Here is a 13047-nt window from a genome sequence, read left to right as displayed (position 1 = left end):
TCAGCCTGCCTGCATCGCGACCCGGCGGGCGACCCAGCGAGCCCGCAGCGCGTCGTACGCGAGGTTGAAACAGAACGTATAAGGCAGGAAGAACAGCACGATGCCGAGGTCGAGCAGCAGCGCCTCGACGAGGCTCACGTTCAGCCACCACGCTGCAACCGGCACCACCATCGCGACCAGACCGAGCTCGAACATGACCGCATGCGCAATCCGCATGCCAAGCGTGCGCGTCAGTCCCGCACGCCGCTCGATGCGGTCGAACAGCGTGTTGAACGTCATGTTCCACGCCATCGCGATCAGCGACACCATCACCGTCAGCACGCCGACGTGCGACACCGGCATGTCGAGCAGCCACGCGCCGATCGGCGCGCACAGAGCGATCGCCACCAATTCGAACGTCAGCGCGTGCACGAGGCGTTCCGCCACCGTTTTGTTCACATGTTTCATGGTTCCCTCCGATGCTTCGTTGGTTCAGCTCATGCCGGTCATTTTGATCGGCAAAACCGTATGAATCCAGTTTGATATCATCGGTTTTACCGATATAACGCCATGAGGACGCCGCATGCGTCACGCCCCCGAAGCCCTGCTCGCCTTCGTCGAAGCTGCGCTGCTCGGCTCGTTCACGGCCGCCGCGCGCAAGCTCGGCAAGCGCCAGTCGACCGTGTCCGAAGCGATCGCGAACCTCGAGATCGACCTCGGCGTGCAGCTGTTCGACCGCTCGACGCGTACGCCGACGCTGACCGATGCCGGACGCGCGCTGCTGCCGCAGGTGCAGCGCGCGCTGGAAGCCGGCGCGGCGATCGATCGCACGGCCGCGCGGCTCGCGCAGGGCGAGGAAGCGCGGCTCACGCTCGTCGTGTCCGATACCTACCAGTCGAAGCGTTACGAGGAAACGTTGATGGCGCTCGAACGGCGCTTTCCGGCGCTCGAACTCGAATGCCAGATCGCCGAGCACGAGGATGTGCTCGACCTGATCCAGCAGGGCCGCGCGCAGCTCGGGCTGATGGCCGCGCGCGCCGCCTACCCGCCCGATATCGGCGCGGCAACGGTGGCGGAGGAATCGGAGATCGGCTTGTTCGTCGGGCGCATGCACGCGCTCGCGGCATACGGCGACGCCGAAGTCCCGCATGCCGCGCTGCGCGACGCGCGCGAGCTGCGCCTCAACACCTACGTGAAACCGGAAGATCGCGGCGCCGACGGCCGGATCGTCGTCGGCACGCAGCGCTGGCTCGCGCCAAGCTATCTGATGCTGCTGGAGATGGCGGTGTTGGGGTTCGGCTGGGCCGAGCTGCCGCGCTGGATGGTCGACCACTTCGCGCGCGATCGCCTGTGCGAGCTGCGCTCGCGCGGCTGGCCGCGCCGGGTGCGGGTCGATGCGGTATGGTCGCGCAACCGGCCGCTCGGCCCGGCCGGTGCATGGCTGCTCGACGCGATGCTGGCCGCGTAGCAGCGCGCCACGCCGGCGCCTGGCGCCAAGCGGCGCCGCAAGCTCAGAAACCGCGCGACAGCACGGCCGCGCCGACCGTCACGACACCGAGCACGAGGTTGACGACGACCAGCAGGCGCACCGTGTTCACCGCGCGCGCACCGTCCGGCCAGTTCTGCGACTGCACCGCGCGGCGGATGCGCGGGAACAGCGCGAAGCGGATATGGCCGAAGATCAGCATCATCACGACGCCGAGCCCGGCCATCGCATGCAGCGTCCACGTCGCGTGCGCGCCGCCGAATGCCATCAGCAGGAAACCGCCGGACAGCAGGATCACGATCACCGAGCCCGACACCCAGTTGAAGAAGCGGCCGAACACGCTCTCGATCAGCGGCAGCCGAAGCTGCGGCGTCAGGTCGGACAGCGCCGGGCGCAGGCAGAAGTTCGCGAAGACCATGCCGCCCACCCACACGGCGACGGCCAGCAGATGAAGAAACAGCGCAACGGCAACAGCGTGGGACATGGCGGCAATCCTGTTATGGGTTATGTGCAACGAACAGCCGCGTCACGCGCGGTCTCGAGCGACGTTCGACCGGCGTGCCGCCGCTCGGTTCAGGCCCCTGGCGGCATTTCACAATATTTTGCAAGTTCCGCATGACGGCGCCACTCTCGCTTACCTGAATACGTCGTCCCAAAAAATAACAGGCCGCACGCCCGCCTAAGCGGAGGTGCGGCCTTCGATGCCGGTCGACCGGCGACCGGATTCGGCGTCAGCCGAGCAGCGGACGCAGCTCGTTGACGACCTTGAGCTTCGTGTCCGGCGCGCGGCCCTTGCGTGCGCGCTTGCCGACGTGCGGCGCGAGCCCCGCATACGACAGCGTTTCGTCCTGCGCCTTGCCGCCGCGACCGGTGCCGATCAGCACGACGCCGGCCGGATCGATCGCGAGCGCCTGCACGAGCGTTTCCTTGTCGTCGAGCGCCATCAGGATCACGCCGCGGCCGCCGCCCGACAGCGTCTTCATCTCGTCCATCCCGAACACCAGCAGCCGGCCGCCGCTCGACAGACACGCGACCTGGGTCGCGTTCGGCAGCACCGGCATCGGCGCAAGCGGCACCGCGCCCGGATCGATTGTCATGAACGACTTGCCGGCCTTCACGCGGCTCACCATGTCGCCGACCTTCGCGAGGAAGCCGAAGCCGTTGCTCGACGCGAGCAGCAGCTGCTGCTCGGCCGGCGCAGCGTAGTAGTGCATCAGGTGCGAGCCCGATTCGAGCTCGATCAGCGACGTCACGGGCACGCCGTCGCCGCGGCCGCCCGGCAGCACCGACACGTCGACCGAGTACACGCGGCCGCTGCTGCCCCACGCGATCAGCCGGTCCGGTGTGCGGCACTGGAACGCCGCGTACAGATGATCGCCGGCTTTGAACGTGAAGCCGGCCGGGTCGAGCCCATGGCCCTTCAGCGCGCGCACCCAGCCCTTCTGCGACACGACGACCGTCACCGGCTCGTCGACCACCTTCGCCTCGAACGTCGCGCGCTTTTCCTGCTGGATCAGCGTGCGGCGATCGTCGCCGTACTGCTTCGCGTCGGCCTCGATCTCCTTGATCATCAGCCGCTTCATCGCGCTTTCGTTCGCGAGCAGTTCCTCGAGTTTCGCCTTCTCGTCGCGCAGCGCTTCGAGTTCCTTCTCGATCTTGATCTTCTCGAGCCGCGCGAGCTGGCGCAGGCGGATTTCGAGGATGTCTTCGGCCTGGCGGTCGGTGAGGCCGAACGCGCTCATCAGCGCGGCCTTCGGCTCGTCGGCCTCGCGGATGATGCGGATCACCTCGTCGATGTTCAGGAAGACGATCATCCGCCCTTCGAGGATGTGGATGCGGTCGTCGACCTTCGCGAGACGATGGCGGCACCGGCGCGTCATCGTCAGCTGGCGGAACTTCACCCATTCGTCGAGGATCGTCAGCAGCCCCTTCTGGCCCGGCCGGCCGTCGGCGCCGATCATCACGAGGTTCAGCGTCGCATTCGACTCGAGGCTCGTGTACGCGAGCAGCGTGTTCACGAATTCCGTCTGGTCGATCGTGCGCGACTTCGGCTCGAACACGAGCCGCACCGCCGCTTCCTTGCCCGACTCGTCGCGCACCGCGTCGAGCAGGTCGAGCATCGCCTTCTTCGTGTTGAGCTGCTCGGGCGTCAGCGTCTTCTTGCCGAGCTTGAGCTTCGGGTTGGTCAGTTCCTCGATTTCCTCGAGCACCTTCTGGCCCGACGTGTTCGGCGGCAGCTCGGTGACGACGAGCTGCCACTGGCCGCGCGCGAGATCCTCGATCTTCCAGCGCGCGCGCACCTTCAGGCTGCCGCGGCCGGATTCATAGGCCGCCGCGATCTCGGTGTCGCTCGAGATGATCTGGCCGCCGCCCGGGAAGTCCGGGCCGGGGATCAGGTTCACCAGTTCCGCGTGCGTGAGCTTCGGATTGCGGATCAATGCGACCGCCGCCGCCGCGACCTCGCGCAGGTTGTGCGAGGGGATTTCGGTGGCGAGACCGACCGCGATGCCCGACGCGCCGTTCAGCAACACGAACGGCATGCGGCTCGGCAGCGTCTTCGGTTCCTCGAACGAGCCGTCGTAGTTCGGCATGAAGTCGACCGTGCCCTGGTCGATCTCGTCGAGCAGCAGCTTCGAGATCGGCGTGAGCCGCGCTTCGGTGTATCGCATCGCCGCCGCGCCGTCGCCGTCGCGTGAGCCAAAGTTGCCCTGCCCATCGATCAGCGGATAGCGCAGCGAGAAATCCTGCGCGAGACGCACAAGCGCGTCGTAGGCCGACTGGTCGCCGTGCGGATGGTATTTACCGAGCACGTCGCCGACCACGCGCGCCGACTTCACCGGCTTCGCGTCGGGACCGAGGCCCATTTCGTTCATCGCGAACAGGATCCGGCGCTGCACCGGCTTCTGGCCGTCGCACACGTCGGGCAGCGCGCGGCTCTTCACGACGCTGACCGCGTAGCTGAGGTACGCCTGCTCCGCGTAGTTGCCGAGCGTCAGCGCATCGGCGCCCGGTGCATCGGACCCGGCGAAGAGATCGGAAGTATTGTCGTCCATCTGAATTCCGTATTCGTAAGTGGCGTGAGGCCGGGCCGGGCGTCATGCCCGGCCGCGCAGATGCTGTGTCGTGTTCGATGCCAAGCAGTGCTGATGCGCCAGCGGATTCGCGTTCGTGGCAAGAAGCAAACCGCAGCGATGCCGGGCGGCATCGCGAGGATGTGCGACGCCGCCACGGGCGCGAAGGCGCAGCGCATCAGTGCCGATTGGTGTCGAACACTGCACTAAATGTCCGCTTCGACGTCGTTGCCCTTTTCCTCGAGCCAGCCGCGCCGCGCGGCTGCCTCGCCCTTGCCCATCAGCATCGTCATGCGCGCGACGGTTGCCTCGTAGTCGAGCTCGCCGAGCTTCACCGGCATCAGGCGGCGCGTGTCGGGGTTCATCGTCGTGTCCCACAGCTGCTCCGCGCTCATTTCGCCGAGACCCTTGAAGCGGCTGATGCTCCACTGCGTGTCGCGCACGCCGTCCTTGCGCAGCTTGTCGAGGGTCGCCTCGAGTTCGCCTTCGTCGAGCGCATAGAGCTTCTGCGCGGGCTTCTTGCCGCGCGCGGGCGCGTCGACCCGGAACAGCGGCGGCCGCGCGACATGCACGTGACCGCGCTCGATCAGCTGCGGGAAATGCTTGAAGAACAGCGTGAGCAGCAGCACCTGGATGTGCGAGCCGTCGACGTCCGCATCCGACAGGATGCAGATCTTGCCGTAGCGCAGGTTCGACAGGTCGACGGTGTCGTCCGGGCTGTGCGGATCGACGCCGATCGCGACCGAGATGTCGTGCACCTCGTTGTTCGCGAACAAGCGGTCACGCTCGGTTTCCCACGTGTTCAGCACCTTGCCGCGCAGCGGCAGGATCGCCTGGTATTCCTTGTCGCGGCCCATCTTCGCGGAGCCGCCCGCCGAGTCGCCCTCGACGAGGAACAGTTCGTTGCGCGCGATATCTTCCGTCTCGCAGTCGGTCAGCTTGCCCGGCAGCACCGCGACGCCCGAGCTCTTGCGCTTCTCGACCTTCTGGCCCGCGCGCGTGCGCGCCTGCGCCTGCTTGATCACGAGTTCGGCGAGCTTCTTGCCGAGCTCGACGTGCTGGTTCAGCCACAGTTCGAGCGCGGGACGCGAGAACGACGACACGAGCTTCACTGCGTCGCGGCTGTTCAGGCGTTCCTTGATCTGCCCCTGGAACTGCGGATCGAGCACCTTCGCGGACAGCACGAACGACACACGCGCGAACACGTCTTCCGCGAGCAGCTTCACGCCCTTCGGCTGCAGGTTGTGCAGTTCGACGAAGCTTTTCACCGCCTGGTAGAGACCGTCGCGCAGGCCCGACTCGTGCGTGCCGCCGGCCGGCGTCGGGATCAGGTTCACGTACGACTCGCGCACGAGCGAGCCTTCCTCGCTCCATGCGACGACCCACGACGCGCCCTCGCCCTCGGCGAACGTGTCGTCGCTCGACCGCGCATCGGCGAAGCGCTCGCCTTCGAACAACGGAATCAGCAGCTCGCTGCCGTTCATCTCGTCGAGCAGGTAGCCGCGCAGGCCGTCCTCGTATTTCCAGGTCTGGCGCTCGCCGCTCTTCTCGTTGACGAGCACGACCTCGACGCCCGGCAGCAGCACGGCCTTCGAGCGCAGCAGGCGCTGCAGCTCGCCGAGCGGCAGGTTCGGCGAATCGAAATACTTCGGATTCGGCCACACCTGCACGCGCGTGCCGGATTTCTTCTCGCCGCGGCCGGCGCCTTGCGTCGCCAGCGGCTTCACGACATCGCCATCGGCGAAGCCGAGCTGCGCGATCTTGCTGTCGCGCCAGACCGTTACGTCGAGGCGCGTCGCGAGTGCGTTCGTCACCGACACGCCGACGCCGTGCAAACCGCCCGAGAACGTGTATGCGCCGCCGGCGGCCTTGTCGAACTTGCCGCCCGCGTGCAGGCGCGTGAACACGATCTCGACGACCGGCACGCCTTCTTCGGGGTGCATGCCGAACGGGATGCCGCGACCATCGTCCTCGACCGACACCGACTGGTCGGCGTGCAGCGTGACCGTGATCTGCTTGCCGTAGCCGCCGAGCGCCTCGTCGGACGCGTTGTCGATGACTTCCTGGATGATGTGCAGCGGATTTTCGGTACGGGTGTACATGCCGGGCCGCTGCTTGACCGGCTCGAGGCCCTTGAGCACCTTGATCGATGCTTCGCTATAGGCCACGCTGGGCTTCTTCGTTGACATAGGCGCTGAATTTCGTCATTCATCGGGACGTTGTCCACATCTCGTGTGGATAACGTCGTGGACAAAACGTTGAGTTCGGTAAAAAAGCGAATCGAAACAACGGTGTGCTTGGACTGCTCCGAAAGCGGGCGCGCGGCATGCGCTGCGCGACCCGGGACGCGCGGTATTTTACTGGTTCCGCGTGGCGCGCCATCGCTAGATCGTCGCAGTGTCGCCGCAGGCCGGGCAGCCGGCCAAGGGGCGCCGGCCGGGCCCGCCCGCGCGATGCATCAGGCCGGCTTGCGCTTCGCCTCGAGCGTCTCCCACCGCTCGAGCGCGGCGAGAAGTTCATCGTCGATCGCCGCGAACCGCTCGGTCAGGCGCGTGCCTTCCTGCGGATCCTTCGCGAAGATCGAGCCGTCTTCGAGCTGCGCGTTGATCGTCTTCTGTTCTTCCTCGAGCGCTGCAATCTTCTCCGGCAGCGAATCGAGCTCGCGCTGCTCGTTGAACGAAAGCTTCACCGTGCGCTGCGCGTTGCGGCCGGCCGCGCTTTTCGCCGCGTCTTCCTTGACCGGCGCCGCTTCCTTCACCGCGCGCTTCGCCGCTTCCTGCTGTGCGAGTTGCTGCGACCGCTCGCTCTGGATCTGCCAGTCGGTGAAGCCGCCGACATATTCGCGCCACTTGCCGTCGCCCTCGGCCGCGATCACCGACGTCGCGACGTTGTCGAGGAATGCGCGATCATGGCTGACGAGCAGCACCGTGCCGTCGTAGTCGGCCAGCAGCTCTTCGAGCAGTTCGAGCGTCGGGATGTCGAGGTCGTTGGTCGGTTCGTCGAGCACCAGCACGTTGGCCGGACGCGCGAACAGACGCGCGAGCAGCAGCCGGTTGCGCTCGCCGCCCGACAGCGACTTCACCGGCGAACGCGCGCGTTCCGGCGCGAACAGGAAGTCGCCGAGATAGCTCATCACGTGCTTGCGCACGCCGCCGATCTCGACCCATTCGCTGCCGGGGCTGATCGTGTCGGCCAGGCTCTTTTCCTGGTCGAGCTGCGCGCGCATCTGGTCGAAATACGCGACCTGCAGGTTCGTGCCGGTGCGCACCGTGCCCGCGTCGGGCTTCAGCTCGCCGAGGATCAACTTGAGCAGCGTGGTCTTGCCGGCGCCGTTCGGGCCGACGAAACCGATCTTGTCGCCGCGCATGACCGTCGTCGAGAAGGTGTCGACGACCGTGCGATCGCCGTAGCGCTTCGTCACGTCCGTCAGCTCCGCGACGATCTTGCCCGACTTCTCGCCCTGCGCGACGTCGAGCTTCACGTTGCCCTGCGAGTTGCGGCGCTCCGCACGCTCGTTGCGCATCTGCACGAGCCGCGCGATGCGGCCGACGCTGCGCGTGCGGCGCGCCTCGACGCCCTTGCGGATCCACACTTCTTCCTGCGCGAGCAGCTTGTCGAACTTCTCGTTTTCCACACGCTCGACTTCGAGCTGCTGCGCCTTGCGCGTCTGGTATGCGGAGAAATTGCCCGGATACGACAGCAGCCGGCCGCGATCCAGCTCGACGATACGCGTCGCGACGCGGTCGAGGAACGCGCGATCGTGGGTGATGAACAGCAGGCCCGCGCGCTGCGAGACGAGCAGTTCTTCCAGCCAGCGGATGCCGTCGAAGTCGAGGTGGTTGGTCGGTTCGTCGAGCAGCAGCACGTCGGGCTGCAGCACCAGCGCCCGGGCCAGCGCGACGCGCTTCTGCATCCCGCCCGACAGCGCGTCGACTGGCGCGTCGCCGTCCGTCAGGCCGATCTGCGCGAGCGTCATCGACACGCGCGTGCGCCAGTTCCACGCATCGTGCGCGTCGAGCGACGACTGCAGCGCGTTCATCCGCGCGAGCAGCGCGTCGTGCTCGGCGCCTTCGGGCGTCTCCGCAAGGCGGTGCACGATCGAATCGTATTCTTCGAGGACTTCGCGCGTGTGCGTGAGCCCCGATGCCACCGCTTCGAACACGGTCGCGCCGGGTTCGAATTCGGGCTCCTGCGGCACGTAGACGGTCACGAGCTCCTGCTGGCGCGTGATCAGCCCGTCATCGGGTTTCGCGAGCCCGGCGACGATCTTCAGCAGCGACGACTTGCCCGCCCCGTTGCGACCAATCAGGCCGACGCGCTCGCCGGCCTCCAGCGAGAAGTCCGCGTGATCGAGCAATGCGACGTGACCGAACGCGAGTTGCGCGCCGGTAATGGAATAAAGCGACATGGGGAAACGGCGAAGAGAGAAATCGGAAGCGCCCATTGTACCGGTGGCGGACGCCTGCGCCGGGATGGCCGGACGGACTAGGCCGGCGGGCGATTCATTTTGTGCTGCGACGGCATGACGGCGCGCGCTCGGCGGACGGAGCCGGGATAGCGCCCGGCCGCCGTCGCGCGACGTCGGCGCCGGACATCCGGCCGGGTTTCCCGAGCCGGGCGCCAGCACGCGGGATGCGCAATTACTTCACGTCGACCGTGATCGTCGAGCTCAGGTCGGGACCGTACGAACGGTGCGCGCCTTCGCCGAGCTGCAGCGTCAGCGTGTGCTGGCCGGGCGGCAGCTTCACGTCGGTTTCGGTCTGACCCTTGCCGAAGTGCAGCGAATGGTCGGTGGCGGGGATCACGTCGCCCTTCGGCACCGGCTTGCCGTCGATCAGCAGGTGATGGTGGCCCGTATCCGGCGTCATGTCGCCGGCTGGCTTGAGTGCCATGCCTTCGAGGCCGAACTTCACATGCACGGGGCTCGAAACCGTCGCGCCGTCCTTCGGCTCGACGAAGAACACGCGTCCCTCGGCGCGCGCGAGGGTCGACACGGCCAGTGCCGCGACACATACCGTACCCGCGATCCACTTCTTGTTGAGCATCGTTTTCTCCTGCAGATTGAAAGGCTCACGCAGCATACACTGCATGCCCGGCACGCGCGATGACGGTCGTTGTTCGCGATGCGTACGTTTAAAACGACGTTGCGGAGGCGTTCGGCGAAATTCCGGTACCATTGCGCCTTTCGTCCGCCGGCCACGCCGCGGGCGGCATCACCGACTTTCATCTTCCCGAGCGCCATATGAGCGAAGTAATCGAATACCAGAGCTGGGTCTGCCTGATTTGCGGGTGGGTCTACAACGAAGCGGAAGGCCTGCCCGACGAGGGAATCCCCGCCGGCACCCGTTTCGCCGACATTCCCGCCGACTGGCGCTGCCCGCTGTGCGACGTGGGCAAGGAAGATTTCGTCGTCGTCGATTTCTGATTTCGGGTTTCTGAACACGGCCGGGCGCGCGACGCGCGCATCGGCACGCATTCCGTCCGCCGATGCGCCGCGCGTTTGCTATACTCTGCGCGCTGTCCACATCGCCGTCCCGTTCGCGCCTTCGCGCGCGAAATCGCGGACATGGCTCTCCCCGTAGTTCAATGGATAGAACAAGCGCCTCCTAAGCGCTAGATACAGGTTCGATTCCTGTCGGGGGGACCAGGACAATACCTCCAAAGCCTTTTCTGGCTTGCCTGACGGCGTTCTCAGGGTCGTGCGTGGGTACCACAATGGTTACCACATGCGGTACTCCAATGGCCCTGCTGCACCTCTCCGCACTCGTGTCCGCTAAGCGCAAATACGTCTGGCAGAAGTCGAATAGCTCGCTGCCGTCCTTCCGCCGCCGCATCCCCGGCGATGTAAAACCGCTGCTCGCCGCCACTGGCTCTCCGCATGCGGAGAAACCGTCACATCGGCGACGAGAATCGGGTTGGTGCCGCTGGAAGGCCGAAGCGTCGCGCCGGACGCTGTACCGGTCGCGCCGGCAGTCGACGTCGGGCTGCCGGAGTTCGTCGATGAAGTCGATGCACCGGACGCAGCGCCTGCAGGTGCGGCGGACGATGTCGATGCGCCCGCAACGGTCTGCGGTGCCGGTGCCGCGTTGTCGTCGCCGCCGCCACATGCGGCAAGGCAAAGGCAGAGCGCGGCAAACGTCGCCCGATCGGCTGTACGCATACGCTGTTCCGCGAGCCCGAGTTGGGGCCATCGTAAGTACGCGCAGCCGGCTTGTAAATGAAATCCGTGCGCCGGGTTCCGTGCCGCACGCCAAACGGTTCGTTATCCTCTTTGCCGGCGCTCACGGGCGCGAGCGGCAAGTAACGGCGCGACAAAGAAACCACGCGCGGCTACGTCGGCGCGAACCACGGCGCGGCGGCAGCTGCCCGCGCGCGGCCGCGCCAATGCATTACTGCGTCACGGCGTGCTGCACGTCCTTCGACGCGTGCCACACGCGGTAGCGCACGTCGAAACCATCCGGCACGTACACGACGAGCGGCAGGCGGCTGTTGTAGCGCAGCAGCTGGCCGTCGCCGCGCACCTGTACGAACCGCTGCTGCGGCGCCTGGCCCGGGCAGGCCATCAGCGTCGACGCCGGCCCCTTCACGTCGGTCAGCCGATAGTACGTGTAGCCCCAGCCCTTCACGTCCTCGGCGGTCAGTTCGCCACCGAACCATTGCTGGTTGCAGTCGGTCTGCATCGTCTTGCCGATCATCAGCTCGACGCGCGCGTCGCCTTCGTTCTCGAGCGCGGGCAGCGCGATCACGACGCGCTGCTGGCCGGCCGCCGCCTGCGGGAACATCTTGATCGACTCGGCCGGCACGGCCGGTGCCGATGCGGGCCCGGCCGCGCAGGCAGCGGCCGTGGTCACGCAAAAGGCGGCCAGGACGGCCCGGATCGCGAATTTCATCGATGTGCTCCTGATAAACGAAATAGGCCCGGGATGCTAACACTTTCGCCGCGCGACCTTACGACACCGTAATTTGAAGACACAATTGCATACAGCCGGGAATCCCCGCGCGCGGTATTTATAGGGGAATCAACGGAGAACATCATGCTGAAGCTCATTGCTGCCGCCGGCGTCGCCACGCTGCTGGCAGGCTGCGTCGTCGGTCCGGACGCCGGATACGGCTACGGACAGCCCTACTATTCCGATCCCGGCTACGCGTATGGGCCGGCCTACGGGGCGGCGCCCGTCTACGGCACGGTCAATATCTGGGGCGGCGGCGGCGGTGGGCGCGACTGGGATCGCGGACACCGCGACGACCGCCGCTGGGATCGCGATCGTGGCGACCGCGGCGATCGCGGCGGCTGGGGACGCGGCGATCGCGGCGACCGCGGCAATCACGGCGGCTGGGGACGCGACGGCGGACGCCGCGGCGACTGGAACGACGCTGGCGGGCGCGACCAGGACAACGGCGGCGGCCATCGCCACTGATTCAATTGCAACCGTTTGTATCCGCACGCGGCCTCGCACGGCCGCCGCATGACGTAGAAGAACTACCGCTCGCAAAATGACCAAGGCCCTCGCATCGTGCGAGGGCCTTCCTTTTGTATTGTCGTCCCGCGTACCGTGTGTTCAACCGGCGCCGGCCACGCGGCGCCGAATCCGGTCATCGACCCGCTTACCAGCCGGCCGGCTGCGCATAGCCGCCCGCCACGGGCGCACCGCACACATACGCCCGCTGATAGCGGTCGTAGCAATAGTTCGGGCCGTCGTCCTGGTACTGCGCCTGCTGGTAGGTCGGATAGGCCGGCTGCTGGTAGGCCGGCGCCTGGTAATACGTCGGCGGCTGATAGGCCGGTGCCTGATACACGGGCGCCTGGTACGCGACGGGCGGATTCATCGCGGACGTCACGATCGCGCCAAGCACCGCGCCGCCGATCAGCGCGCCGATGACGGCGCCGCCGTCGCGGCCATGCGCGGACGCCGGGCCCGCCACGACGAGCGAACCGGCAAGGACACAGACTGCGGCAATTCTTTTCATGATGGACTCCCACGCGAAGTGGTACTGGATGCGATGCATTGTGGCTGCGCGCGGCCGTAATAGATGCAGCAAGTGGTAACGCACCATTACGGGTATCACGCACGCCGAAACGCGCCAGCGCCGTGCTACGATTTTCGGCACACAGGAGACGTCTTCATGCAGCCCGAAATCGCCCGCCGTTTCGATACCGAATTCGCACCGCGCATCGCGCAGGTGATCGCCGCGTTCTTCGCCGATCACGTCCTGACCGACGTCGTCCCCTATGGCGGGCACGGGCACCCGACGTGCGTGCAGATCCGCAGCGCGCCGCACGAGCACGTGAGCGGCTTCGTGCATCCGCTGAACCTCGAGCTGACCTGGGACACCGACGAGATCGAACGGCTGATGGAGCCCGATGGCCCGGCACGCTTCGAGCACTACCTGACCGCGCTGCCGAGGAAGCTGAGCGCATGGCAGGGCGCGCGCGACATCGATCTGGCGTCGCGCACCCAGGCCGCCCCGCTCGTGCGGCTCGGCGGCCTCGACTTCGAAGGCTGAATGCGC

Annotated in this window: 12 protein-coding genes and 1 tRNA gene; 5 read left to right on the top strand and 8 right to left on the bottom strand. The window is 66.7% G+C overall.

All coding sequences use genetic code 11. The features are described 5' to 3' along the window. Positions 1-447 (bottom strand): multidrug/biocide efflux PACE transporter, encoded by a 447-nt coding sequence (locus tag GEM_RS05215; RefSeq protein WP_014896399.1) that lies wholly within the window; start codon positions 445-447, stop codon positions 1-3. A 115-nt stretch (positions 448-562) separates the two neighbouring features. Here GEM_RS05215 and GEM_RS05210 point away from each other — a divergent pair, with 115 nt between their 5' ends. Continuing rightward, entirely contained in the window at positions 563-1447 is an 885-nt protein-coding gene (locus GEM_RS05210) for a LysR family transcriptional regulator (protein ID WP_014896398.1), read from the top strand. A 43-nt stretch (positions 1448-1490) separates the two neighbouring features. Here the strand turns inward: GEM_RS05210 and GEM_RS05205 are convergent, their stop codons facing one another. The 5 genes from GEM_RS05205 to GEM_RS05185 form a co-directional block, all read right to left on the bottom strand. Continuing rightward, entirely contained in the window at positions 1491-1949 is a 459-nt protein-coding gene (locus GEM_RS05205; protein WP_014896397.1) for a CopD family protein, read from the bottom strand. 247 nt (positions 1950-2196) lie between these two features. Further along, a complete protein-coding gene (gene parC, locus GEM_RS05200) occupies positions 2197-4518 on the bottom strand; it encodes a DNA topoisomerase IV subunit A (RefSeq protein ID WP_014896396.1) in 2322 nt (773 codons plus the stop codon). 224 nt (positions 4519-4742) lie between these two features. Beyond that, positions 4743-6725, bottom strand: a complete 1983-nt coding sequence (locus tag GEM_RS05195; RefSeq protein ID WP_014896395.1) for a DNA topoisomerase IV subunit B — start codon at positions 6723-6725, stop codon at positions 4743-4745. Positions 6726-6994: 269 nt separating this feature from the next. Next, on the bottom strand, positions 6995-8980 hold the full coding sequence (locus tag GEM_RS05190; RefSeq protein WP_187293240.1) for an ATP-binding cassette domain-containing protein: 1986 nt from the start codon (positions 8978-8980) through the stop codon (positions 6995-6997). 196 nt (positions 8981-9176) lie between these two features. Then, positions 9177-9581 carry a DUF4399 domain-containing protein gene (locus GEM_RS05185; protein WP_014896393.1) on the bottom strand — a complete coding sequence of 135 codons (405 nt, stop codon included), beginning with the start codon at positions 9579-9581 and terminating at the stop codon, positions 9177-9179. Between the two features lie 197 nt (positions 9582-9778). Between GEM_RS05185 and GEM_RS05180 the strand changes: the two genes are divergently transcribed. Both GEM_RS05180 and GEM_RS05175 read left to right on the top strand, forming a co-directional pair. Further along, positions 9779-9961 carry a rubredoxin gene (locus GEM_RS05180; protein WP_012364402.1) on the top strand — a complete coding sequence of 61 codons (183 nt, stop codon included), beginning with the start codon at positions 9779-9781 and terminating at the stop codon, positions 9959-9961. A 147-nt stretch (positions 9962-10108) separates the two neighbouring features. Continuing rightward, positions 10109-10183 (top strand) — tRNA-Arg (locus tag GEM_RS05175). Positions 10184-10925: 742 nt separating this feature from the next. Here GEM_RS05175 and eco read toward each other — a convergent pair. After that, on the bottom strand, positions 10926-11426 hold the full coding sequence (gene eco / locus GEM_RS05170; protein WP_014896391.1) for a serine protease inhibitor ecotin: 501 nt from the start codon (positions 11424-11426) through the stop codon (positions 10926-10928). A gap of 144 nt (positions 11427-11570) precedes the next feature. On the opposite strand from eco, the gene GEM_RS05165 reads away from it, so the two are divergent. Beyond that, the gene (locus tag GEM_RS05165; protein WP_014896390.1) at positions 11571-11954 is read left to right on the top strand and encodes a hypothetical protein; all 384 of its coding nucleotides are present in this window, start codon (positions 11571-11573) and stop codon (positions 11952-11954) included. A gap of 187 nt (positions 11955-12141) precedes the next feature. Here GEM_RS05165 and GEM_RS05160 read toward each other — a convergent pair whose 3' ends face one another. Further along, positions 12142-12543 (bottom strand): hypothetical protein, encoded by a 402-nt coding sequence (locus tag GEM_RS05160; protein ID WP_080599359.1) that lies wholly within the window; start codon positions 12541-12543, stop codon positions 12142-12144. 117 nt (positions 12544-12660) lie between these two features. On the opposite strand from GEM_RS05160, the gene GEM_RS05155 reads away from it, so the two are divergent. Further along, positions 12661-13041, top strand: coding sequence for a DUF5594 family protein (locus GEM_RS05155; protein WP_014896388.1), 381 nt, complete (start codon positions 12661-12663; stop codon positions 13039-13041). Positions 13042-13047 lie beyond the last annotated feature (6 nt).

The organism is Burkholderia cepacia GG4 (assembly GCF_000292915.1).
Classification (GTDB): Bacteria; Pseudomonadota; Gammaproteobacteria; order Burkholderiales; family Burkholderiaceae; genus Burkholderia; species Burkholderia cepacia_D.
This window is presented reverse-complemented; position numbering and strand designations above follow the sequence as displayed.